22 protein-coding genes, 2 tRNA genes and 2 rRNA genes are annotated in these 23,464 nt (G+C 38.1%); 7 read left to right on the top strand and 19 right to left on the bottom strand.

The window, feature by feature from the left end:
• Positions 1-26 precede the first annotated feature (26 nt).
• Together betB and J2Z82_RS05845 are read left to right on the top strand one after the other, a co-directional pair.
• Complete coding sequence (gene betB, locus J2Z82_RS05840) at positions 27-1,499, top strand: betaine-aldehyde dehydrogenase (RefSeq protein ID WP_209479845.1); 1,473 nt, start codon at positions 27-29, stop codon at positions 1,497-1,499.
• 152 nt (positions 1,500-1,651) lie between these two features.
• Entirely contained in the window at positions 1,652-2,422 is a 771-nt protein-coding gene (locus tag J2Z82_RS05845) for a sulfite exporter TauE/SafE family protein (protein WP_209479846.1), read from the top strand.
• A 287-nt stretch (positions 2,423-2,709) separates the two neighbouring features.
• On the opposite strand, the gene J2Z82_RS19755 is transcribed toward J2Z82_RS05845, so the two are convergent.
• The 6 genes from J2Z82_RS19755 to groES form a co-directional block, all read right to left on the bottom strand.
• Positions 2,710-2,790 (bottom strand): putative holin-like toxin, encoded by an 81-nt coding sequence (locus J2Z82_RS19755; protein ID WP_368073030.1) that lies wholly within the window; start codon positions 2,788-2,790, stop codon positions 2,710-2,712.
• Positions 2,791-3,215: 425 nt separating this feature from the next.
• Positions 3,216-3,629 (bottom strand): helix-turn-helix domain-containing protein, encoded by a 414-nt coding sequence (locus J2Z82_RS05850; RefSeq protein WP_209479847.1) that lies wholly within the window; start codon positions 3,627-3,629, stop codon positions 3,216-3,218.
• Positions 3,630-4,084: 455 nt separating this feature from the next.
• Entirely contained in the window at positions 4,085-6,220 is a 2,136-nt protein-coding gene (locus tag J2Z82_RS05855) for a type IA DNA topoisomerase (protein ID WP_209479848.1), read from the bottom strand.
• Positions 6,221-6,532: 312 nt separating this feature from the next.
• Complete coding sequence (gene rlmD / locus J2Z82_RS05860; protein ID WP_209479849.1) at positions 6,533-8,020, bottom strand: 23S rRNA (uracil(1939)-C(5))-methyltransferase RlmD; 1,488 nt, start codon at positions 8,018-8,020, stop codon at positions 6,533-6,535.
• 293 nt (positions 8,021-8,313) lie between these two features.
• The gene (gene groL / locus J2Z82_RS05865; RefSeq protein ID WP_209479850.1) at positions 8,314-9,957 is read right to left on the bottom strand and encodes a chaperonin GroEL; all 1,644 of its coding nucleotides are present in this window, start codon (positions 9,955-9,957) and stop codon (positions 8,314-8,316) included.
• Between the two features lie 50 nt (positions 9,958-10,007).
• Positions 10,008-10,292: a co-chaperone GroES gene (groES, locus tag J2Z82_RS05870; RefSeq protein ID WP_209479851.1), complete on the bottom strand. Its 285-nt coding sequence runs from the start codon at positions 10,290-10,292 to the stop codon at positions 10,008-10,010.
• 436 nt (positions 10,293-10,728) lie between these two features.
• Here groES and J2Z82_RS05875 point away from each other — a divergent pair, with 436 nt between their 5' ends.
• Positions 10,729-11,442 (top strand): CPBP family intramembrane glutamic endopeptidase, encoded by a 714-nt coding sequence (locus tag J2Z82_RS05875; RefSeq protein ID WP_209479852.1) that lies wholly within the window; start codon positions 10,729-10,731, stop codon positions 11,440-11,442.
• A gap of 7 nt (positions 11,443-11,449) precedes the next feature.
• Positions 11,450-11,644 carry a YdiK family protein gene (locus J2Z82_RS05880; RefSeq protein ID WP_209479853.1) on the top strand — a complete coding sequence of 65 codons (195 nt, stop codon included), beginning with the start codon at positions 11,450-11,452 and terminating at the stop codon, positions 11,642-11,644.
• Between the two features lie 90 nt (positions 11,645-11,734).
• Here the strand turns inward: J2Z82_RS05880 and J2Z82_RS05885 are convergent, their stop codons facing one another.
• Genes J2Z82_RS05885 through moaC form a run of 3 tightly spaced genes read right to left on the bottom strand, consistent with a single transcriptional unit; the run spans position 11,735 to position 14,318 of the window.
• A complete protein-coding gene (locus J2Z82_RS05885; protein ID WP_209479854.1) occupies positions 11,735-13,150 on the bottom strand; it encodes an MDR family MFS transporter in 1,416 nt (471 codons plus the stop codon).
• Between the two features lie 38 nt (positions 13,151-13,188).
• Positions 13,189-13,824 (bottom strand): redox-sensing transcriptional repressor Rex, encoded by a 636-nt coding sequence (locus J2Z82_RS05890; RefSeq protein ID WP_175476832.1) that lies wholly within the window; start codon positions 13,822-13,824, stop codon positions 13,189-13,191.
• Positions 13,825-13,826: 2 nt separating this feature from the next.
• Positions 13,827-14,318 (bottom strand): cyclic pyranopterin monophosphate synthase MoaC, encoded by a 492-nt coding sequence (gene moaC, locus J2Z82_RS05895; protein WP_209479855.1) that lies wholly within the window; start codon positions 14,316-14,318, stop codon positions 13,827-13,829.
• Positions 14,319-14,452: 134 nt separating this feature from the next.
• Between moaC and J2Z82_RS05900 the strand changes: the two genes are divergently transcribed.
• From J2Z82_RS05900 to J2Z82_RS05905, 3 genes are all read left to right on the top strand, one after another.
• Complete coding sequence (locus tag J2Z82_RS05900; protein WP_209479856.1) at positions 14,453-16,366, top strand: ABC-F family ATP-binding cassette domain-containing protein; 1,914 nt, start codon at positions 14,453-14,455, stop codon at positions 16,364-16,366.
• A gap of 132 nt (positions 16,367-16,498) precedes the next feature.
• Complete coding sequence (locus J2Z82_RS19535; protein ID WP_280922971.1) at positions 16,499-16,633, top strand: hypothetical protein; 135 nt, start codon at positions 16,499-16,501, stop codon at positions 16,631-16,633.
• A 278-nt stretch (positions 16,634-16,911) separates the two neighbouring features.
• Positions 16,912-17,127, top strand: coding sequence for a hypothetical protein (locus J2Z82_RS05905; RefSeq protein ID WP_209479857.1), 216 nt, complete (start codon positions 16,912-16,914; stop codon positions 17,125-17,127).
• 211 nt (positions 17,128-17,338) lie between these two features.
• Here J2Z82_RS05905 and J2Z82_RS05910 read toward each other — a convergent pair whose 3' ends face one another.
• The 10 genes from J2Z82_RS05910 to J2Z82_RS05955 form a co-directional block, all read right to left on the bottom strand.
• The gene (locus J2Z82_RS05910) at positions 17,339-18,511 is read right to left on the bottom strand and encodes an FtsW/RodA/SpoVE family cell cycle protein (RefSeq protein ID WP_209479858.1); all 1,173 of its coding nucleotides are present in this window, start codon (positions 18,509-18,511) and stop codon (positions 17,339-17,341) included.
• A gap of 285 nt (positions 18,512-18,796) precedes the next feature.
• Complete coding sequence (tsaD, locus tag J2Z82_RS05915; protein WP_209479859.1) at positions 18,797-19,807, bottom strand: tRNA (adenosine(37)-N6)-threonylcarbamoyltransferase complex transferase subunit TsaD; 1,011 nt, start codon at positions 19,805-19,807, stop codon at positions 18,797-18,799.
• A complete protein-coding gene (gene rimI / locus J2Z82_RS05920; RefSeq protein ID WP_209479860.1) occupies positions 19,804-20,253 on the bottom strand; it encodes a ribosomal protein S18-alanine N-acetyltransferase in 450 nt (149 codons plus the stop codon). Before rimI ends, tsaD begins: the two co-directional genes overlap by 4 nt.
• Positions 20,246-20,953: a tRNA (adenosine(37)-N6)-threonylcarbamoyltransferase complex dimerization subunit type 1 TsaB gene (tsaB, locus tag J2Z82_RS05925; RefSeq protein WP_209479861.1), complete on the bottom strand. Its 708-nt coding sequence runs from the start codon at positions 20,951-20,953 to the stop codon at positions 20,246-20,248. Before tsaB ends, rimI begins: the two co-directional genes overlap by 8 nt.
• A gap of 18 nt (positions 20,954-20,971) precedes the next feature.
• The gene (gene tsaE, locus J2Z82_RS05930; protein ID WP_209479862.1) at positions 20,972-21,427 is read right to left on the bottom strand and encodes a tRNA (adenosine(37)-N6)-threonylcarbamoyltransferase complex ATPase subunit type 1 TsaE; all 456 of its coding nucleotides are present in this window, start codon (positions 21,425-21,427) and stop codon (positions 20,972-20,974) included.
• 9 nt (positions 21,428-21,436) lie between these two features.
• The gene (gene thiL / locus J2Z82_RS05935; RefSeq protein WP_209479863.1) at positions 21,437-22,408 is read right to left on the bottom strand and encodes a thiamine-phosphate kinase; all 972 of its coding nucleotides are present in this window, start codon (positions 22,406-22,408) and stop codon (positions 21,437-21,439) included.
• Positions 22,409-22,652: 244 nt separating this feature from the next.
• A tRNA-Asp gene (locus J2Z82_RS05940) sits at positions 22,653-22,729 on the bottom strand.
• Between the two features lie 78 nt (positions 22,730-22,807).
• Positions 22,808-22,884 (bottom strand) — tRNA-Met (locus J2Z82_RS05945).
• Between the two features lie 196 nt (positions 22,885-23,080).
• Positions 23,081-23,196: ribosomal RNA gene (gene rrf, locus J2Z82_RS05950) — 5S ribosomal RNA — on the bottom strand.
• Positions 23,197-23,369: 173 nt separating this feature from the next.
• Positions 23,370-23,464: ribosomal RNA gene (locus J2Z82_RS05955) — 23S ribosomal RNA — on the bottom strand; the annotation flags it as partial.

Below are 23,464 nucleotides of genomic sequence, written 5' to 3' on the forward strand. Positions count from 1 at the left end.
AGTTTACAATGACAGGAGGATTTTGAATGTATAGTAAAAAGATGTTTATAAATGGGGATTGGATCCAGCCACAAAATGACCAAACCCGTGATATTATTAATCCCTTTAACCAAGAAATCATTGCCACAGTCGGCGAAGGTGATAAAGAAAGTGCACAAAAAGCTATCAAAGCTGCAAGGATTGCTTTTGATAACGGGGTTTGGCGAAACACTCCTGCCACGGAACGCGGAAAACTTATCTTTAAGGTGGCTGCTTTTATTGAACGTGACAAGGAAGAACTAGCTAAGCTAGAGACACTTGATACAGGGAAAACAATAGTAGAAAGTCGTGCAGATATGGATGATATTGCTGAAGTATTTCGTTATTATGCCGGGCTAGCTGACAAAGATGGTGGAGAAGTTATTGAATCACCTATTCCTAATTCCGCAAGCAGGGTCGTGCGTGAACCAGTAGGTGTATGTGCACAAATCACGCCATGGAATTTTCCATTACTGCAGGCTTCATGGAAGATAGCACCTGCACTTGCAGCTGGTAATACGGTGGTATTGAAGCCTAGTGAAATTACACCACTTACTACCCTAAAAGTTACTGAGTTAATCGAAGAGGCTGGAATACCAAACGGTGTCTTTAATTTAGTATTAGGATCTGGAGGTACGGTCGGCCAAGAGCTAGTTGATAACAAGATGGTCGACCTCGTATCCTTTACTGGAGGTATTCACACAGGTAAAAAAATTATGAAATCTGCAGCCGACTCCATGAAAAACATTGCTTTAGAGCTTGGTGGTAAAAATCCAAATATCGTTTTTGCCGATGCTGATTTGGAAACTGCTTTGGATCAGGCACTTAACGCAGCTTTCTTCCATGCAGGTCAAGTTTGCTCTGCTGGTTCCAGGCTTATCGTAGAGGATAAAATTCATGATTCATTTGTATCTCAGTTAGCCGAGCGTGTTAAAAAAATTAAGCTTGGCAATGGATTTGATGAAACGACACAATCCGGACCAATGATTTCAGCCGAACATCGTGAAAAAGTGGAAAGCCTTGTAGCAATTGGGAAAAAAGAAGGGGCAAATTTGCTGGTTGGTGGAGAACGCCCTGATTCCCCTGAATTACAGAACGGCTTCTTTTACAAGCCAACAATTTTCACAGATTGCACAACAGATATGGAAATCGTCCAAGAAGAAATTTTTGGACCAGTACTCACAGTTGAACGCTTCACAACCAAAGATGAAGCAATCCAATTAGCTAACGATTCCATCTATGGATTAGCAGGCGCTGTCTGGACAGAAGATATGCTTAAAGCTAATCATGTAGCTGCTGAACTCCGCATGGGAACCGTATGGATTAACGATTTTCACCCATATTTTGCCCAAGCACCCTGGGGCGGTTACAAACAATCAGGAATTGGCCGAGAATTAGGAAAACCTGGGCTTGAAGAATATACAGAAGTAAAACACATCTTCCAAAACACGAAGCCTGAGCCAATAAATTGGTTTAAATAACTTTTGCAAAAAACGAAGTCTAAAGACTGCCACAGATGGGTGTATAAGTTTCCTTTCTGTTCTGTGGCAGTCTTTTTATTTGTATTTTATTCACAATATATTGGAAGCCATTTGCCACCTGTAAAAAAGTTATAGTCCGAGGAGGATAAAAATTGATAATCGTATCATTAATTTTATTAGGCTTTGTGACAAGTACATATGGAACGATAATAGGAGCAGGTGGTGGCTTTTTATTTGTACCCGTTTTATTAATGTTCTCTGATATATCTCCAAAGGCCGCAGCTGCCACAGGATTGGCAGTGGTATTCCTAAATGCTGTAGCAGGATTACCTGTTTTTTTAAAACAACAGCGTGTGTTACTTCGGGCAGGAGTGTTACTTGCAGTCGGTGCTTTTCCGGGAACATATATTGGTACGGGCTTGGTAAAATATAGCCCAGACGCTGTTTTCTACAGTCTATTCGCTATTCTACTAATCGGCCTCGGCATATTTTTAAGTGTAAAGATGCCCTGTCAAAGGGAAAAACCATCAACCACTAGAGAAGAAATTCAGTTAAAACAAAAAACTCCAAGTTCATGGAAACTTTTGGGAATAGGTGGGCTTCTAGGTATTGTTTCTTCATTTTTCGGAATTGGGGGAGGATGGCTACTCGTACCTATCTTAATTTACGGGTTTGGCTATTCTATAAAAATGGCCACTGCTACTTCCATCTTTTCGCTTGCTCTGTATTCATTGTTTGGCCTGCTCCCTTCCATTACAGATGGTTTGGTACAATGGCCCATTGTCATCTGGAGCGGTATAGGTGTGCTTATAGGAGCACAAACAGGAGCAATTCTATCAAAAAAGATGAAAAGTGCATCTATTAACCGATTACTTTCTGCATTAGTCATTGTTATGGGGGTTTGCATGATTTTTCAGATTTAAGAATTAAATAGCCTTTAAAAAATATACCGTAACCTATCACCAAGTTGGCCACAGAACTTTCATTCCCTTAGGTAAGTCAATAAACGGACAAAGGTTTTTGTATAGCTAGCTTGATTACGGTTACTTTCATAATGTTCAGGAGGGAAGTTTTGATGCCAGTTATGAGGTTATTTGATTTATTTAGGATACTTAACTTCTAATGTTTCGTTTATCTTTAACTCACCGTAAAACACGTTTACTTTAGCCAGCAAAAATAACTACCCTCTATCCTGCTAGGCTTATAGGGGTTACTTTTTTTGGTCTGACAGAACCGCAACAATTAATGACCCAAAGGTGATCATGAGTACAAGCGTTTCGAATACTGTCACCTGGCACCACCCCCTTTCACTTATAAGACAGGGTAGTGAATCGCCATTTATGAAACCTTTATCGTGTATATTTTGTTGAATGTTTTATCATTAATTTATCATTTCATTCGATACTCTCTGTGAAGTTATATTTATATTTCGATTAATCCGATCACGATTTAAAATACCCTTTCCTCTACCTTGCCATTTATATATTCTGCAATTTAAAGTCGTTAAGATTTAATAGCCTCCCATAATGTTTTTGATACTTACTTGTTAATATTATTATATATAATGATATGGGCAGACCTGCTTGTCCTATTACATTTATTTTAGAAAACCTGACTTTTTGTCAAGCCTTAATGTCGAAAGCCTTAATTGCGCTTATGTAGTAAAAATGATTTTTACTCTCTTATCTGCTAAAAAAGACTAAGCGACAAAACTCCTTATTCTTCCAAGTAAATACATTGGCTTAACGGCGGCGATCCTAGCACAATCCAAATCTTGATAAACAGCTCCAACCGCGGCTGGGACACGTTGTTAAATATTTTACTTATATTTGGAGGCTGCATGTCCAGTTGATCAGCCACATCTTTAATATAGATGTTTTTATTTTTAGCTATTTCTTTAAACCTGTTCTTTACTTTTGGCTGTACATTGTTTTTTATGAATGGATTTACCTTATTAAAATGTTGTATTTGTTCTACTTTATCCACAATACAACCTACAATAAACTCCTCCGTTGTATAATTGTCATTTCTATTTTTGTCTCTGTGGCGATTTATTAAATTCTCCAGTTCTGTAATTTCACTTATTTGTTCATATGTATCATCATTTAATTCAATAGTAATTTTTTTCACGTATAAATCACCTCGCTTTTGGACAATGTATAATTGAAAGGATGATAATAAATGATTAAAAACAATGATAAAGAAGATGTTATAGAAATAATCCATGAAACATTTGATAAAGGTAGAAATGGGTAATAAAAATTTAAAGAATTTTGGAGTTAAGCGAATTTACCTTCTGTTTAAAAAGTTAAACTGAGGTATAGTTCCTTAACTCCTTTTTGTTTTAATGTAAACTCCTTATAAGAATATATTCAATTTCTTCTCGAAAATTCCTTTGTGGTTGATGTACTGAAGATCCTGATTACAGCCTGTACCACTTAAACGATTTAATATTACTGTGTATTAACACAAGTAGAACTACATCCTTTCTTCAGCAAGGAGGAAGTGCACCAGTGGCATAAAAGCATGGCATAGTAACCGAATCGCGGATAAGCACAACAGTAGATGGCAGGAAACTTCTTTCTTCAAGCATTCTTTGCGAAATCAAATTTAATTTTATAATCTTCATCCAGTGTTAAAGCTGTACTAAATGTTTTCTTTCCCTTAAATCCTTTTAAAACTTTCGTCCGCTTCATCTCACACAACGTTTTAATCATATTCTTCGTTAACGTTTTTCCGGCTAATTTTTTCGGGAATGTTACTTTGCACCCTTCTTTGTAAGCGGAGCACCCATAAAATTTGTATCGATCCATAATAGAGCCTGTAGAACAGGAAGGACATTTGGCGATTGGATCATTCCACTTGTTTTTCTCTCCGGTGCTTCGAACGTTAACCTTTTGAATCGAGTCGGGGGTTTCTTGAATTAACGTTTCAATAAACTGACTTGTCTGTTTGATAAACATTTGTTTCGATCCTTCACCGCTGCCGATTTTCTTTAAATATGATTCCCATTTTGCAGTCATAGAAGGGCTTGATAACAGCGTTCCTTCAATTGCTTCACAAAGCATAATTCCTTTATCTGTGATAGACACGTTGTTTCTTTTCACTTCAATATATTTCTGTGCCTTAATCGTTTCAATAATACTTGAACGAGTGGCTTCTGTTCCCAAACCTTCAACTTCCTTTAAAATTTCGACATCTTCCTCATCATCCATGAGCTTTCCACAGGTTTTCATCATATTGATCAGCTGACCTTCTGTGTACGGCTTCGGCGGCTGCGTCATACTTTCCTTAATATGAAGTCGTGCGCCTACCTGCTCACCATTTTGTACATATGGAAGATTTGCTTCCTTCTCCTGTTTTGCTTTAGACGACTTTGGAAATAGCTCTTTCCAGCCGCTTTTCACTTCTCTTTTTCCTGTAGATTTAAAGGGTAAGTCATGAACATTTGTTAAAATCGTAGTCTCTTCATACACGTAGTCCGCATGGAACATCGCGAGAGTCGTGGCCAGAATTTCATTATAAATATTACGTTCTTCATAGCTTAGTCCAGTCAGCTTCTTTTGAGAGGGGGCTGATTTTGTGGGAATGATCGCATAGTGTTCCTGAACTTTGCTACTGTTGACATACCGTTTATTGGGTTTTAGGGACGCAGGTGCGAACGAGATGTTCAATACTTCCTGATATGAATTTAAGTTGTTCACTATATAAGCAAACTCATGCTCGGTTATAAAGTTACAGTCAGTTCGAGGATAGGTGACAAGGCGCTTTTCATAGAGTTTTTGCAACGTCTTGAGGACTTGCGACGGTGTATATTTCCAACGTCTGTTGGCAACGCTTTGCAGGGTGGAAAGTGAATGCAGTTTAGGTGACTTTTGATGTTTTGTCTTTTTGTCTGTATTTTGGACAATTCCTATTAAATCCTCCTCTTCTTTGAGCCCATATTCATCCAAAAGTGCCTGCACCTTTGTCTTATCCTTTTCCTTAATCTCAGCCAAGCCTTGATATGTACCTGCTTCCGATTGAAAAGACCCCTCAATCTGGTAAAAGGGTTCGGATTGAAAGTTTTCAATTTGCCTGTGCCTTTGATAGATTAAATAAACTGTGGGAGACTGCACGCGTCCAATCGATAAATAGCTTGGGAAACCTTTTTTCTGCAAAAGCAAAGTAAACAAGCGACTAGCATTGATTCCAACCATCCAATCACTGATTTGACGGGCTTTCGCTTCATCAAACAACCGTAAATCCTTTTCGTTATTTTGTAAATTCTTAAATCCTTTACGTACTTCATCTCTCTCGAGAGAATTAATCCACAAACGGCGAATAGGCTTTCCTTTTACACCTGTTAAGCGGAGGATACTGTAAAAAATATTCGACCCTTCCCGATCGACATCTGCCGCGTTTACTAGCACATCCCCCTTCTGGAACAACCTCTTGACAGCTTGAAACTGCTCCCATTTCCCTTTAGAGACCTTCTCATGGAAGCTATCTGGTACAATCGGTAATTGATCAAGTTTCCACCTCTTCCACTCGGGCTTATAATCATGGGGTTCTTTTAATTCAACCAGATGGCCGACTCCCCACGTGATCGTCGCACCATCTGGGAATGTATTATCTGGCTTTAATTGAATGTAAGTTTTCGTTTTTTCTAAAATCGTAAAGGCCTCTGCATATGCTTTTGCCTGAGAGGGTTTTTCCGCCAAGATGACCACTTTCGTCATGGTCTCTCCTCTCCCTTCAATGAACTTAATAGTACTATGAGATGTGATTGGTTTTCAGCCATCGAAAATACTCCTTTGCGAACATACGTTTTCATTCATTATACCCCGTTCAAATACTTAAATCAATGGTTTACACAAAGGTTTGGTTTTTTAATTTTTAAAAATAATTTCTTGTGACTTGTTTCAGATACTTGAAGTGCCACATAAACTACTTGTTCATGTGACACTCCGCATCTATCTCACTTTTGTCCCACACTTAAAAGCGATGGCGTGAAAACTTGTAAGGGGGGAACCAGCAGACCCTGTTATCGGTTACCTGCTTCCTTTTAGTACTAATTTTGTGACTGCTTCTACATGCACCGTCTGCGGGAACATGTCCACCGGCTGTATACCATCAACCTCATAGCCGTTCTTCACTAAGTACTTCAAATCCCTTGCCTGCGTCACCGGATTACAGGATACATACACTACCCGCTTCGGCTGCAGCTTCACCACGCTGGATAAGAATGCTTCGTCACTCCCACTTCGCGGTGGATCCATAATCACCACATCAGCTTTCTCACCACGTGCTGCCATCTTCACCATGAACTTCCCGGCATCGCCCTGATAGAATCGGGCATTTTTCACACCGTTGCGCTTTGAATTATGGATAGCATCGCGAACCGCATCATTATTCGACTCCACACCAATTACCTTTCCGGCTTTCTTACTGGCAATCAGACCTATCGTACCAATCCCGCAATACGCATCCACCACAGTTTCCTTTCCAGTCAGCTCTGCCATTTCAATTGCCTTTGTATACAACTTTTCCGTCTGGACCGGATTAATCTGATAAAAGGATTTCGCCGAGATATCGAACTTCAGTCCGCAGAGGGTATCTGTTATGGTGCCCTTGCCAAACAGTACTTTTTCTTGCTTGCCCAGAACCATGCTAGTGTCCCGGTTATTGACATTCAGCAGGATAGTCGTAATTTCTGGATGAGCTTTTCTTAGTGCTTTCACAAAATTATTACTGCCCTTGAACATAGGTGAAGCAGCTATCAGCACTACCATGATCTCACCGCTTTTCTTTCCTACCCTCACCAATACGTGTCGCAAAAATCCCTTCCCAGTGTCTTCGTTGTAAGGCTGCATTTTAAAGGACTTCATCATCCCCTTGATGGTTTGAATAATCTCATCCGCTTTTTGATCATGGATGATGGACCTTTCCATTGGTATTATCTGATGCGTATTTTCAGCGTATAGCCCACATATAATCTGCCTTTTTTTATTCAAACCGAACGTCATCACATTTTTATTACGGTAGTAAAACGGAAGCTCCATGGTTATGATTGGCTCTGGTTTTCCGAAAGGCTTCATTAGCTCATCTATGATTTTCTGTTTGAAACGCTTTTGAGCATGCTCATTCATGTGCTGAATCTGGCACCCCACGCCCTCGTAATAAGATGAGCGCGATAAATTGGCACGGTCTTCTGAAGGCTTAATCACCCGCTTCAGCTCTGTATCGAAAAAGCGCCCTTTCTTAGAAATGTTCACCTCAGCCGTCTCACCAGGCATTAGATGCGCTACTTCCAGTTGCTTCCCTTCCCACTGGACAATGCCTTTTCCATCATTAGTCAGACCTGAGCAGGTTACCTCTACGGTTACGGTTTTCTGGCTACGCTTACGAGAATCGTTTGCCGCATGCTTTCCTTTTGATTTGCCGCCTTCTTTTCGACTCCCACGTGCCACGTACTTTTTTTCAGATTTATTGTGGTTTTTTCCCTTTTTTCTATATTCGCTATTATTTTTTTTAGTCATAGGCACTTCCCATCTTTCCTTCTTCTTTGACACTCCATTATATAATACACAAAGCCAGCAAGTAAAACGAACTATCGTAAAAATCGCCTTGGTCACGGAAGACAGATCAATAAAAGTTGTACAGAAATCTAGCAAAGAGATAAAAAAGAGGCTTCTCAAAAGTTAGTTTTAACTTAAGAAAAGCCTCTTATTATATTTACAATGTTAAGTCATACTTTCACTAACATCAAAACCCTTTTATATCAAGGAAATGGAAGTATAGTTTAACTCCCAGGTCATTTTCACTTTCTGGATTACATCATGCCCGGCATTCCGCCGCCCATGCCGCCCATGTCTGGCATGCCGCCACCGGCACCGCCATCTTCTTCTGGGTGGTCTGCTACTACTGCTTCAGTTGTTAGGAACATTGCTGCAACAGATGCTGCGTTTTGAAGTGCTGAACGTGTAACTTTTGTAGGATCAACAATTCCAGCTTCAACCATGTTTACCCATTCGCCATTAGCTGCGTTATAACCAATGCCTACTTTTTCACCTTTTAGGCGCTCTACAATGATAGAACCTTCGAGGCCTGCATTGTGTGCAATTTGACGAACTGGTTCTTCCAATGCACGAAGTACAATACTTGCACCAGTAGCTTCGTCATCACCTTTAAGTGATAGTCCACCAACCTTACTTAGCACGTTAACAAAGGCAGTTCCACCACCTGCAACGATACCTTCTTCAACTGCTGCACGTGTTGAGTTCAATGCATCTTCAATACGAAGTTTACGTTCTTTTAATTCAGTTTCTGTTGCAGCACCAACTTTAATTACTGCAACGCCGCCTGCTAGTTTAGCAAGACGTTCTTGTAATTTCTCTTTGTCAAATTCAGAAGTAGTTTCTTCTGCTTGTGCACGTATTTGTGCTACACGAGAAGAGATTGCTTCAGGGTTACCAGCACCCTCGACCATTGTTGTATTGTCTTTTGTAACGACAATTTTGGATGCGCGACCTAGTTGTTCCATTGTTGTACTTTTCAGGTCAAGTCCAAGGTCTTCTGTAATTACTTCAGCACCAGTTAATGTTGCGATATCTTCTAGCATTGATTTACGACGATCACCAAAGCCTGGAGCTTTAACAGCTACAGCATTAAATGTTCCGCGAAGCTTATTCACAACTAATGTTGCAAGTGCTTCCCCTTCAACATCTTCAGCAATCATTAGAAGTGGTTTACCTTGCTGTACTACTTGTTCTAGTACTGGTAATACTTCTTGAATGTTACCAATCTTCTTATCTGTAATTAGAATGTAGGGATCTTCTAGAACTGCTTCCATTTTATCCTGGTCAGTAACCATATATGGAGAAGCATACCCACGATCGAATTGCATACCTTCAACTACTTCTAATTCCGTATTAAAGCCTTTTGATTCTTCAATAGTAATGACGCCATCATTTCCAACACGTTCCATCGCTTCTGAAATCAGGCCGCCAACTTCTTCATCACCTGAAGATACAGATGCAACCTGTGCAATTGACTCTTTGCTTTCAATTGGCTCTGAAATTGATTTCAGTTCGCCTACTGCTGCTTCAACAGCCTTTTCAATACCACGGCGAACACCTACAGGATTAGCTCCAGATGTAACGTTTTTCAAACCTTCACGAATCATAGATTGTGCCAATACAGTTGCAGTAGTTGTACCGTCACCAGCAACATCATTTGTTTTCGATGCTACTTCTGATACAAGCTGTGCACCCATGTTTTCAAAATGATCTTCTAGTTCAATTTCTTTGGCAATTGTAACACCATCATTTGTAATTAGTGGTGAACCATATTTTTTATCTAGAACAACATTACGACCTTTTGGCCCCAATGTTACTTTTACAGCATTTGCTAATGTATCCACGCCATTGAGCATTGCACGGCGAGCGTCTTCACTAAACTTGATTTCTTTAGCCATATAAAATATCCTCCTTAAATTCGTATGATATATCTTTCTGACATTTAAATTTAGCTTACAACAGCTAAAATGTCATTTTCGCGTAGAATTAAGTATTCTGTGCCTGAATATTTCACTTCTGTTCCAGCAAACTTTGAGAAAATGATACGATCTCCTTCACTTACCTCAAGTGCAACTTTTTCACCGTTGTCTGTTACACGGCCAGATCCCACCGCCACAACATTTCCTTCTTGTGGTTTTTCTTTTGCAGAGTCTGGAAGGACAATACCGCTTGCTGTCTTTTCCTCTTGCTCAACAAGCTCGATTACTACACGATCTCCTAGTGGTTTAATCATGTACACAACCTCCTTAATTCCTTTTCTTATTTTTATAATTTATTAGCACTCGAATATATCGAGTGCTAATTCCAATTATTATAATAAATAAATCAGCTAAAAAATGCAAGTATTCTCTTTTAAATTTTTTCAGTTTTATATTTGTATGTCCATCTAAACCATTCTATTATAACGCATACTGAAATTATGATAAAATATTTATAGAGTCTTTTTTTTTAAGCAGTTAAGAGAGTAGCCATTAAGGATTGCACTCCTAAGCATAAAAAGTTTTAATAGCGAGTGCTTAGTTGCACGTATGCAGTAAAAAAATATAACTGCTATGAAAGCAAAATATGCTTTCATAAAAATTCTTTTAACAATAAGCAAGTTTTCTAATAGAGAAATTATCCAAAGCATACACTATATTAATTATGACTGCTAAAGGGGTCGTTACATTTTGACAAAACGTTATTGGTATGTGATCTTAACATATTTAATTATGCAATTTTCAGGATTACTATTTGTACCAATCCTGCTTTTAACATTGCCAGTAGGAAGGCAAGATGCTGTTATCTATTGGACAATATTCAGCTTTATCATTGCGCTTATTATCGTTTTAGTATTAATGAAACCAGATATGAAAATGGCACAGTCCAGAAATGCCGCATCAATCAGAGGCGTTATTCTATGGTCGTTTGTTGGTATTTTTATGGCTTATTTTGCTCAAGCAATCGCAGTGACTATTGAAACAGGTGTTTTTAATATTGAACAAGGTTCCCAAAATACGGAGATGATTATGGATATCACACGTGCTGCACCAATATTTATGATTATCCCTGCAATAATTGCACCCATATTAGAAGAACTTATTTTTCGTAAAATAATCTTTGGAGCGTTATATAGCCGTACTAACTTTTTTATTGCGGCCTTACTCTCCGCGCTTATTTTTGGCATCATCCATGGAGAACCACAGCACATCCTGATATATGCATCGATGGGATTTGTTTTTGCCTTTTTATATGTAAAAACAGAACGCATTATCGTACCTATAATTGTTCACATGGCTCTTAACTCTATTTCTGTAATTGTACAATTTTCATTGGATCCTGAAGATATTGAAAAAATGCAGAAGCAGCTTGAACAGATGCAGATGATTTTAATTGGAGGCTAATACAGATATGAAGATCTCACCAAAAGCTATGTTTGTCATTTATTTTGTAATGGGAATACTATTCACATATATGGCAATACAGAGTACCGGAGAATCCGTTTGGAACTTTTCTACCATCATTCTTGCAATAATTGCAACACTTGATTTCGGTGTCGGCTTTCGAATGCTCGTCATCCATTTTAGATTAAAGAAAAAGGATTAGACTGGGCATTCAGAGAGCCCTTAGACGAATACACTTAGTTGCACTTATGCAGTAAGAAAGGATATATACTTTCAAAAAGAAGTAACGCTGCTATGCGTTACTTCTTTTTAATTCATTCAGTTCTTCAGTTCCCTTCATGGCAAATGATACTGGGACCATCAACAAAATGAATACACCAGCAATCATGAAAGCCTCGTTTAATGCTTGCAATGTAGCCTGTTGTGTTTCCATATCCTGAGTAAACAGTTGTGCCCGCCGTACCTCATAATAAATTGAGAAAAAGACGATTCCGAACGATGAAAATATTTGTCGGATAACATTATTCATTGCCGATCCTTGTGCAACCTGATGATCTGGTATTGCGTTCATTCCGGCTGTAGTTGCCGGCATATTGCACATACCGAGTCCTGCACCTCGAACAGAGTTCAAGATCAGGATAAACCAAAATGATGTAGACAATGTGTTAAACCCTAGAGCCAGTGTGAATCCTCCAAGAATAACAAGACCAATTGGAACTACGTATTTTGGGCCTTTTTTATCCAATATTCTTCCACCCAAGGTCATAAACACACCACTTAATAAGGCAGCAGGCAAAAATAATAATCCTGTCTGTATTTCACCTAACCCATAAACTTCCTGAATCAATAGTGGTAATAAGAAGATTCCTGAAAATAGCCCGATAGATGCAGTTGCCGTTATAGCAATTGAAACGGTATATGTTGGTATTTTAAAAATAGATAAATCAAGCAAAGGCTGTTCTTGTTTGTTCTCATACTTCACAAAAATATAAATAAGGATTAGTCCAGTTAATATTAACCCGACGCTTAATGGTGAGAGCAGTAATTCTAAAGTAGCTCCTCGACCTAGCGCATATAGTATTGAGCCAACCCCACTTGATATTAACAGAAAGCCAAATAGATCAAATTTAATAGCTTGATTTTTTTCGGTTGGGGCTAGATATTTTGTGGAAAATAAAATTCCTAAAAGGGCAAATGGCAGATTAAATAGAAAAAGAAACTGCCAAGTAAAAAACTCGATAACAACCCCGCCAACAGTTGGCCCAATCGCCGGTGCCACCATTGCTGCAACACCATAAATACCAACGGCGAGACCTCGTTCATTTTTGGGAAACGCATTAAAGATAAGTGCCATCGCTATTGGCATCATAAGGCCGCCAGCAGTACCCTGAATAGCTCTTGAAATAATCACCATACCCAAATCAGACGATACAGCCCCTGATATCGAGCCAATCATAAATATGATGAGCCCAATTATGTAAATACGCTTTTTCCCAAAACGATCACCTAAGTAACCTGTCAACGGCATTGTCATTCCCATTGACACCATAAAAATCGTCAGCATCCAACTGACCGCTACAGCATCAACATCAAATAATCTCATGAAGGTTGGCAGCGTTGGGTTTAGCATACTATTATTTAAAATGACGGTGAATGTCCCAAACAATACTGACATTACGACAAGCCATTTAGAATCTATTCTTCGCATGCAAATGCCCCCAATAACAGAAGTTAGCTATCTGAAATTTAATCTAAGTCCAATGGATAATGTTTCAAAAAGTAAACCAATGATTGCAATTCTACTGCTAAATCAATATGATGCACACGGATTTTCTCAGGAACCGTAATTCTTGCTGGAGTAAAGTTAAGGATTCCGGAAACACCATAGTCGACAAGTCTGTTTGTAATGCTTTGTGCCTCATTGGCCGGTACAGTTAAGATTGCTACACTGACTCCTGTCATTTTCTCCTCTAAATCATTAATATGAAATATCGGTACGCCTCCAATATCTGTTCCAATTTTTTCTGCATTAGTATCAAAAGCCTTCACTATTTTTGTATTGTTATTTTTCATAAAATTATAATGTAAAAAGGCTGTTCCAAGATTCCCTACCCCAATTAATGCAACTTCAGTTACCTCATCTTGGTCCAATGTCTTTCGGAAAAATCCAAGCAGGTATTCGACGTTGTAGCCGTACCCTTTTTTTCCCAATGCCCCAAAGTAAGAAAAGTCCCTTCTGATAGTAGCAGAATCAACTTTTACCGCCTCACTCAGTTCTTTTGAAGATACTCTCTTTTTCCCTTGGTGATTCAAGTTATTTAAAAATCTATAATATAACGGAAGTCTCCTTGCTGTAGCCTGCGGAATTTTATTTTGATCCATGATTATTCCCCCTGATCTTCACGATAGTAATCTCCTGACTTACCGCCTTTTTTCGACAGTACATACGTTGGACCGATTACCATTCCTTTATCAATTGCTTTACACATATCATATACCGTAAGTGCTGTAGCCGAAGCTGCTGTTAGGGCTTCCATTTCAACACCTGTACTTCCTTTTGTCTTCACAAATGCCTGTATTTGCAATATATATGTATTTTTAGTCTCCCAATCAAATGAAATATCAATTCCCTTTAATTGTAAAGGATGACACATCGGTATCCAGTCAGGTGTTTTCTTGGCAGCCATTATTCCAGCAACCTGCGCAACCGAAAGTACATCTCCCTTTTTCATCTCATTTGTAATTATCTTTTGATAGATTTCTTTGGTTACTTGAACACTTGAAATAGCAGTAGCAGTCCGTTCGGTTTCACTTTTTTCACTAATATCAACCATTTTTGCTCTTCCCTGTTCATTAAAATGAGTAAAATCTGCCATACGTTCAACTCCCTGCTATGTCTTATTAAGACCTATTCTATCAGAAAAAAACAGATAAGTCGTGATTAATTTCACAATATCATTGCCGAGCCAATTCATTATACGATACACTTGTATAGGATGAGGTGAACGAAATGATTATTATGCAAATGAATGGTCTCTCTAAATCATTTGGAGCAGACGAGATTTTATCAAATATAAAAATTGAAATAAAAGAAAAAGACCGAATCGCGATTGTTGGCAGAAATGGTGCTGGCAAGTCAACCTTACTTAAAATAATGGCAGGCGAACTTTCGCATGATACAGGTGAATTGTTTAAACCAAAGGACCTAACCACAGGCTATCTTTCACAACACACTGGCCTTGAATCTGATAAAACCATTTGGAATGAAATGGTAGAAGTATTTGAGCACTTGCTTATCAAGGAGCAGGAACTTCGCAGTCTTGAAAAAGAAATGGAACGGGCCGCAACGCTTTCTGACGCAAACTATGAACAGCTTCTGCTTGATTATGACAAAAAACAACAAGCGTTTGATGATGAAGGCGGTTATCGATATGAATCAGATATCAAAGCAGTTCTAACAGGCTTACATTTTCATGATTTTGATTATAATACACCAATAAATGAGCTTAGTGGAGGGCAGAAGACACGTCTTGCGCTTGGGAAGTTATTGTTGAAAAAACCCGCATTACTAATTCTAGACGAGCCCACAAACCATCTCGACATTGAAACCCTAGCGTGGCTTGAGAACTACTTAGCCAACTATCCTGGTGCTGTAACTATCGTCTCACACGACAGGTATTTCCTGGATAAAACTGTATCAATAGTTTATGAAGTATCTCGTCATAAAACAAAGAAATACCATGGAAGTTACAGTAAATTCCTCGAGCAAAAAGCATTGGATTATGAACAGGAACTGAAGGAATTTGAAAAGCAGCAAACTGAGATAAAGAAAACAGAGGACTTCATTCAAAAAAATATTGTACGTGCATCCACTACAAAACGAGCTCAAAGTCGACGTAAGCAATTACAAAAAATGGATAAACTTGATAAACCAAAAGGGGATGAATCATCTGCCTCTTTTTCGTTTCAGATAAACCGAAGAAGTGGTAACGATGTGTTAAAGATTGATGATTTATCTTTTCAATATGATGAAACCCCCATTTTCTCCAATCTAAAATTGCATGTTAACAGAGGGGAACGCATTGCACTTGTAGGCCCCAATGGAGTTGGGAAAACAACTTTGTTAAAAACAATTCTTGGACAGTTCAAGCCAACAAGTGGAACAATTCATGTTGGTACAAATGTACAAATAGGATATTATGATCAGGAACAGCAGACATTATCATCGTCTAAGACAGTATTGGATGAGTTGTGGGATGAATATCCCTCTGTCGATGAAAAAGATATTCGTACTGTTTTAGGTAACTTTTTATTTTCTGGTGATGATGTTCTACAATCGGTACGTTCACTAAGCGGAGGCGAAAAAGCACGATTATCGCTCGCAAAACTGATGATGCAACAAGCAAATTTCCTTGTACTTGATGAACCAACGAACCATCTGGATATTGATAGTAAAGAAGTGCTGGAAGCCGCATTAATGGATTTTCCAGGTACAATTATTTTTGTATCACACGATCGTTATTTTATAAATAAGATTACGGATCAAGTTGTTGAAATGCAAAAAGATGGGGCAACTGTTTATCTAGGTGATTATGACTACTATACAGAGAAGAAACAAGAAGAAGCCGAAATTGAGAGGCTGCAGCAGGCTACAGAAGTAGTGCATACTCAGGATCAACGAAAAAACAAATTCAAAGAGGAAAAAATGATTCGCAGTGAAGAGCGTAAACGACAACGCCGTATCGACGAATTAGAATCGCTAATTGAAAACCTCGAGAATGAATTGAATTCAGTAGAAAAAAGAATGACTGAACCGGAGATATTTCAGGATCACGAAAAGTCACTAGAGCTGACAAAACAAACCAGTAAGCTTAAGCAAGAAATCGAGCAATTAATGGAAGAATGGACAGCATTGCAAGAATAAAACCCCATGATTAGCTCTTCTAAAGGGTTTACTTTGAGATACAAACATTAAAAACACATCATAAAACACACGGATTTTCACAAGGGATATCTCGTGTGTTTTCTTATTGCTATATCAAGGGGCATGATTTAAATGACTGAAGAATGTCTTGTATGCGGAAACACAAACGAAGAAGAGATTGAGTATAAAACGGTAATTATTGACGACGGTTGGAAAGGAGTTAAGAAAAATGTTAGGTATGCAAGGATGAAGATGATTGCGACATGAGAATGTTTGGATAGAAGAACTAGTTTTAGAATCTATACAGGAAAAAACTGTTCAATCATTAAGGTAACTAAAATGTTCAATAACATATTACCTATTAATTAACAATTATTGTATGGAACTAACGGGTGCAATAGTTTAACAAGGGATCGTCGTTTACGGCTATCCTATTTTTGTATTTGAAGAATAATTGGAATTTTATGTTAAAATAAATATGTAAACAGATGTACTTAAATTAACGGAGCAGGATTGCTCACTCAATAAGAAGGAGGTATTTAAAATTGAAAGAATTTATTGGTATATTTTTGGCTTGGATAGTTATTTGTTGGATTTTTGTATTTTTCTTCCTCGGTCTTATTGTAGAAAATATTTGGGGTTTAATTATTTTGATTTCATTCGTATTAACAGTGTTTATTACAGTTTTTATGAAACAAGAATCCAGATTTGAAGAATTAGAAAAGAAAATGGAAGAGTTATTAAATAACAAAGAGAATTAAGGTATGTCTGATATTGTGAATCATTGTACTTAAATTAACGGGGGCTTTAGTTTAACAACAGATATTAAAAAGAAAAATGGCTAGGATATTTTTCCAAAGCCATTTTTACTGTGAATTTTATAGTGAAAGATATGTGATTATATGTGAGATTTAACTTGTGATTCACTGTTTTGCACCTCACAAGTGAACCCTAAGCTCTTCATGTAGTTTTTTATTTAAATAGATAATCCTGTTGGATAGAATATTCTACAGCTACTCGATAGATAAGGCCAAGTCCGATCATCGTTGCCAACACCGAGCTCCCGCCATAACTAATTAATAATAACGGAATTCCAGTTATCGGCATAATCCCGATTGTCATACCGATATTCTGAAATGCGTGTATCAGCAATATGCTCATATATCCTAAACACAGGTAGGCACCAAACGGTGTATGCTGAGAACTAGTTAAACCTAGTGTCACAAGCTTGTATAATAAAAGAAAATATAGGAAAACAACTATTGCAGTGCCAAGGAAACCAAAGCTTTCGCCAATTACTGAAAATATAAAATCGGTGTGATTATCAGGAGTTCCCACTTGTAAACTACTCAATCCTTTACCGAATAACTGCCCTGAACCGAGCGCACGTATTGACCGATCAAACTGAAATGTGTCATTAGTAGTTTCCTGTGAGGGATCGAGCCAGCTGGTAACACGTTTCACCTGATATTCTTCAAGTCCTATTAACTCCTGCGACATTTCAGGGAATTTAACAGTTAACCCTACTGCCCCGCCAATAATTATCGTAAGTGCTAACATTAAGCCAATAATTATTTTCCAATCGATACCTGACAACAGAACCATCATACAAGCTATGAATATATAAACCATTGATGTACCAAAATCCGGCTGATTCATGATTAAAATTACTGGAATTGCTGTTATTAAAACAATCTTTAAAAAAAGTAAACTATCACTTTTTAAAGAACTTATTTCATACTTCTGCTTGTGCCTGCTAATGGCGGCTGCCAAATACAATACTGTTGTTATTTTCGTGAATTCAGCTGGCTGCATCGACATTCCCGGCAAAGTAAACCAGCTTTTTTGTCCTTTTATAATCGGAGCAATACTTTCAGGACTAAGTAACAATCCAACTAACACTAGAACACCCACGATGTAAATAAAAATACTAGCTTTATATAACTGTTCTAGATCAAAAAATTGGATGGCCACTGCAATTGAAATACCGGCAGTAAACCATGTGAGTTGCTTTAAGACAAAGGTTTCCCCATTATACTGCGGCAATTGTTGTGCATTATAAATGGATATTAAACTAACACAAATGAACAAAGTCAGTAAAATAATAAAATCACTTTGTATGTAATGGGATTGTTTAGTTGACATTGAATCTCCACCAAATTTCTTTCTTTAAATATTGTTCAAACGTTTGATTAACTTATTTTGAGTTATTAAGATAATCCACAGACATATACACAGGAAAACAGCGAATACATTCGTTCCTGAACAAAGTTATACACAAAATCCACAGTTATCCACCGTTTTATCCACAATTTATATCCACATCAAAATCATATTCAAACCTTGCTTTCGCAAAAAATATCCACAGTCCTGTGGGTAAACTTTAAACTAAAGCATCTGATCATATTCACAAGTCACAACTGAAAGTAGTTATTTTAACACTAATGAAGGGTTTGCATTCAAATCCCAACCAGATCGTTTGCCTTGTTCAAATGCAATGTAGCCTGCTGCTGCAATCATCGCAGCGTTATCTGTACATAATTTTAATGGTGGAATTAGTAAAGGTATTTCCGCGCCACTAAATTTTTCATTTAAGGATTTCCGTAGCCCGTTATTTGCAGCAACCCCTCCTGCAACAATAACTTGTTTTACATTATAGGCCTTAGCTGCTTTTAACGTTTTCGTCGACAACACATCAACAACACTACCTTGAAAGCTTGCAGCAATATCTTCTTTTTTCAATTCGTCACCACGTTGCTTCGCGTTGTGGATCGTGTTAATTACGGATGATTTTAATCCGCTAAAGCTAAAATCAAAGCTGTCTGCTTCAAGCCAAGCACGTGGAAAAGTAATATTTTCTTCTCCAGAAGCAGCTAACCTGTCAACATGAGGACCACCCGGATATGGTAACTCTAGCATACGTGCAACCTTGTCATACGCTTCTCCTGCCGCGTCATCACGTGTTTCACCTATCAGCTCATACTTCCCATGTTCTTTCATTAAAACAAGCTCAGTGTGCCCACCAGAAACGATTAGAGCTAATAGTGGAAAATGAAACTCCTGTTCATATCGATTGGCATAAATATGGCCTGCAATATGATGTACTCCAATTAAAGGCTTTTGTTTCGCAAATGCAACTGCCTTTGCGGCATTAACACCGATAAGCAATGCACCAACTAGACCAGGGCCTTCCGTTACAGCAATCGCGTCAATTTGATCCCAAGTAATATTTGCTTCATTAAATGCTTCTTCCAAGACAATTGTTATTTGTTCTACATGATGGCGCGATGCAATTTCTGGTACGACCCCACCAAATCGTTTATGGCTTTCAATTTGTGAAGCCACAACATTGGAAATAATCTCTCTACCATCTTTGACGATTGCAACAGCAGTTTCGTCACAACTTGTTTCTATTCCAACTATATAATTTTCTTTTTTCATGATAAATTCACCCACATTACAATAGCATCTTCCTGATTATCCGTATAATAGTTTTTTCGGACTCCGCCAGGGACTAGCCCAAACTTCCGGTACATTCGCTGTGCGACTTTATTAGACATTCGGACCTCCAATGATAACCGCTTTGTTCCCAATTGTATCGCTTGTTCAATTATATATAAAAACAATTTCTCTCCTAATTTGTAGCCTCTGTACTTAGGCGTAACAGCAATATTTGTAATCTGTGCATCATCAATAACGAGCCACATCCCAGCATATCCGATAACTTCATTGTCTAATTCCATAACATAGTAGTGCGCATGTTGGTTTCCACTTACTTCCTGAATAAAAATATCCTCTGGCCAAGGTGAATCAAATGTAGCCCTTTCAACGTCAATAACAGAATCAATATCAGCCAACTTCATCTGTCGAATAACTAACTCAGCCATTATTTTGCTTTTCCCTTTGTGTGCTAAGCCATTTGGCTTCGGCTTCTGCCAAGCGTAAATAATTCGGTGTCAATGTATGGGTTACATCTGGCTCTTGATTTGAACCAGCTAACGCCAAATGAGCTGGATCAGCCATATGAACATAGCCGTTCGGTGTAACTGCCCGGTCTCCCATATATTCTTGAATCATTTCTTGATGAAGTTCTATATCCGGGCTTAAAAATACCACTTCTTTTTTTGTCATAGCTAATTCCTGCAGCCAATTCTCCATGAGTATATTTTTTTCCTCATTTATTAATTCAAGCTCACTATTGTTCCAGCGATATAATCCAGCAAAAACTAATCCTCGCCTAGCATCGAAAAACGGACATACGTATGAATTAAAAAATCTGCCTTGATATGCAAGAACTTCGAGACTGGAAACTCCAACAACCGGGATGTCCAGCGCCCATGCCATAGATTTGGCTGTGGCAAGCCCAATCCGTACACCAGTATAGGAGCCAGGACCTTTTGCAACCACAATTTTGTCTAGCTGATCAGGCGTCATATTCACATCATACATCAATTGATCTATTGCAGGCATTAACCTTACTGAATGATTCTTTTTTATATTCGTAACAACTTTACCTATCAGCTGATCATCTTTAAGTATAGCAACACCCAATACTTGATTTGATGTATCCATTGCAAGTATATTCATTCCAGTAACTCCTTATAGTTAACCGAATAATTCGGCTGTAATCCATTCAAAATGTGTACCAATCGCAGTGAATTCTAATAAGCGAGTACGATCATCAAGGTAAGAAAACTTTATATTTAAGCGCTCATCCGGTAAGTATTCCTCGATAAAATGTGCCCACTCAACTATTGAAATTCCATCTCCGTTAAAATATTCATCAAAACCAATATCTTCATCAGAATTCTCCAATCGATAAACATCCATATGATACAGAGGCAGTTCCCCCTCATACTCTTTTACAATCGTATATGTAGGACTATTTACGTTTCGTTTAATACCAAGTCCGTTAGCAATCCCTTTTGTGAAGGTTGTCTTCCCAGTTCCAAGGTCACCCTCTAATGTAACAACATCACCAGGTTTCAAAAATAATGCTAACTTTTCAGCTATTTTTCCTGTTTCTTCAACAGAATTTGCCTTTAATTGATGCTCGCTCATTCTTTTCACCTACTCCAAGTGGGTATAACCCTTTTTTTCTAAAAGATTCTTTTTATTGTTTTGATTGACTCCAAACACTTTGTGCTCATTATTTTTACTGAAATCTACATAGCCAACTTCTTTAACAGGAGTATTTGTTTTTTCAGCAATCAACTTCATAGCTTCCCATTCAGCTTTTGCAACGGTACCTACAAGTTCGAAATCTTCTCCCCCAAACAACTTCCACTCATGCTGAAGATTAAGAGGAAATTGTTTATATGAATTACTTGTTGGCAGTTTATCTTCATATAAAGTTATACTCACTTTCGATGCCTCAGAAATTTCATTTGCCTCACTCGCAATTCCGTCACTAATATCATTTAAAGCCACCCGAGATAAACTTCCCAATTCCTTAGCAAAAGCCACCCTTGGTTCAGGCATACGGTGCTTATTATAATAGTATTCCTTTTCTTTAAATCTACCGGGGTTATTAAGTATGTGAAACCCTGCTTGAGAATCACCCAATGTTCCAGTCACGAACAAAATATCACCTGGCTTTGCAGAACTGCGATATCTGGCCTTCCCTTTACTTACAAAACCAATTACAGTTATAGATATCGACATCTCCTGTCCTGACACTGTATCACCACCAATTAAATCCATTGTGTGTTTGGTTGCCAGGTTGTCCATCCCTTTGTACAGTTTGGTTAATTCTTCATCAGCCCAGTGCTTCGGGATAACGATTGATACGAGATAAAATGCTGGAGTTGCGCCCATTGCTGCTAAGTCACTAATATTTGCCGCAAGTGAGCGATACCCAATATGGAAAGGCTTCATAGTTGTTCTTGAGAAATGTACTTCCTCAACGAAAGTATCTACAGCAGTTACAATATCTTGTGATGTATTGCGAAAAACTGCTGCATCATCTCCTATACCTTTAACGACTGAAGACTGTTTGTAAGTCTGTTGTTTAATCAAATTTATAAAAGAAAACTCATCCATAGCTTACCCACCACTTCTCATTGTTAACTATGTTAATGATAGCAAAAAGAGGATAAAAAGAAAAAGTAAACGTAGTTTTAACTATTATTGGCTTATTTTATCTTGTTAAAAAATTTAAAAAACCGCTCCCAAGTTAAGCGGAAACGGCAGTTAAGTATATAAACTTTTTAATATTATCGATAAAATATAAGAGCCAAAATAAAAAAACATGTTTCCAAAATTGGAAATCATGAGTTAAAAGTAATGGCGGTCCGGACGGGACTCGAACCCGCGACCTCCTGCGTGACAGGCAGGCATTCTAACCAACTGAACTACCGGACCAAAATATGTTTATGTGCTAACTAGTGGTGACTTATTCAACGTAGACAGTTGAAGTAAATTCGACTTAGTAAATTAAATTGGTTGCGGGGGCAAGATTTGAACTTGCGACCTTTGGGTTATGAGCCCAACGAGCTACCAGACTGCTCCACCCCGCGATATGAGATAATATTAACTTGATACTCTTTTAACTTGAATAAAACTGTTCGTCGTGTTGCAAGATAATTCGGTGATGTTGCACTCCTCACAAAGCCTACATTGAGGTTAACCAATGATGCTTACGGCTTTGCTCCACCCCGCGATATAAATTAGTATTAAAAAACATTTTCTTATCTTCAAGAATAAATCTAGAAGGCCTGGCGGCGTCCTACTCTTGCAGGGGCAAAGCCCCAACTACCATCGGCGCTGGAGAGCTTAACTACTGTGTTCGGCATGGGAACAGGTGTGTCCTCTCCGCTAATGCTACCAGACCTAAAGAATCTTGTTCACAAGATGTGAACTACATCATCATAAATTCTTTATCTTAAATTAGGAGACAAGATATATTATATGCATTTCTAAGCGAAAATGCAAGGGATTTTTTAAATTTTGTACCCTAAAAACTAAATAAGAGCTTCACATCAACGTTATCAACTTGTAATTAGTAGTTAAGTCCTCGATCTATTAGTATCCGTCAGCTCCACGTGTCACCACGCTTCCACCTCGGACCTATCAACCTCATCGTCTCTGAGGGATCTT

This window comes from Virgibacillus litoralis (assembly GCF_017873675.1).
GTDB lineage: Bacteria > Bacillota > Bacilli > Bacillales > Amphibacillaceae > Lentibacillus > Lentibacillus litoralis.

Coding starts and splice junctions, on each gene's coding strand:
- J2Z82_RS05885 (WP_209479854.1), bottom strand. CDS start 13,150: ATGCGAAGAATAGATTCTAAATGGCTTGTCGTAATGTCAGTATTGTTT.
- tsaE (WP_209479862.1), bottom strand. CDS start 21,427: ATGAGCGAGCATCAATTAAAGGCAAATTCTGTTGAAGAAACAGGAAAA.
- rlmD (WP_209479849.1), bottom strand. CDS start 8,020: ATGACTAAAAAAAATAATAGCGAATATAGAAAAAAGGGAAAAAACCAC.
- J2Z82_RS05900 (WP_209479856.1), top strand. CDS start 14,453: ATGATTATTATGCAAATGAATGGTCTCTCTAAATCATTTGGAGCAGAC.
- betB (WP_209479845.1), top strand. CDS start 27: ATGTATAGTAAAAAGATGTTTATAAATGGGGATTGGATCCAGCCACAA.
- tsaB (WP_209479861.1), bottom strand. CDS start 20,953: ATGAATATACTTGCAATGGATACATCAAATCAAGTATTGGGTGTTGCT.
- tsaD (WP_209479859.1), bottom strand. CDS start 19,807: ATGAAAAAAGAAAATTATATAGTTGGAATAGAAACAAGTTGTGACGAA.
- J2Z82_RS19535 (WP_280922971.1), top strand. CDS start 16,499: ATGACTGAAGAATGTCTTGTATGCGGAAACACAAACGAAGAAGAGATT.
- J2Z82_RS05855 (WP_209479848.1), bottom strand. CDS start 6,220: ATGACGAAAGTGGTCATCTTGGCGGAAAAACCCTCTCAGGCAAAAGCA.
- rimI (WP_209479860.1), bottom strand. CDS start 20,253: ATGGCTGAGTTAGTTATTCGACAGATGAAGTTGGCTGATATTGATTCT.
- groL (WP_209479850.1), bottom strand. CDS start 9,957: ATGGCTAAAGAAATCAAGTTTAGTGAAGACGCTCGCCGTGCAATGCTC.
- J2Z82_RS05910 (WP_209479858.1), bottom strand. CDS start 18,511: ATGTCAACTAAACAATCCCATTACATACAAAGTGATTTTATTATTTTA.
- J2Z82_RS05890 (WP_175476832.1), bottom strand. CDS start 13,824: ATGGATCAAAATAAAATTCCGCAGGCTACAGCAAGGAGACTTCCGTTA.
- thiL (WP_209479863.1), bottom strand. CDS start 22,408: ATGGATGAGTTTTCTTTTATAAATTTGATTAAACAACAGACTTACAAA.
- moaC (WP_209479855.1), bottom strand. CDS start 14,318: ATGGCAGATTTTACTCATTTTAATGAACAGGGAAGAGCAAAAATGGTT.
- groES (WP_209479851.1), bottom strand. CDS start 10,292: ATGATTAAACCACTAGGAGATCGTGTAGTAATCGAGCTTGTTGAGCAA.
- J2Z82_RS05880 (WP_209479853.1), top strand. CDS start 11,450: ATGAAGATCTCACCAAAAGCTATGTTTGTCATTTATTTTGTAATGGGA.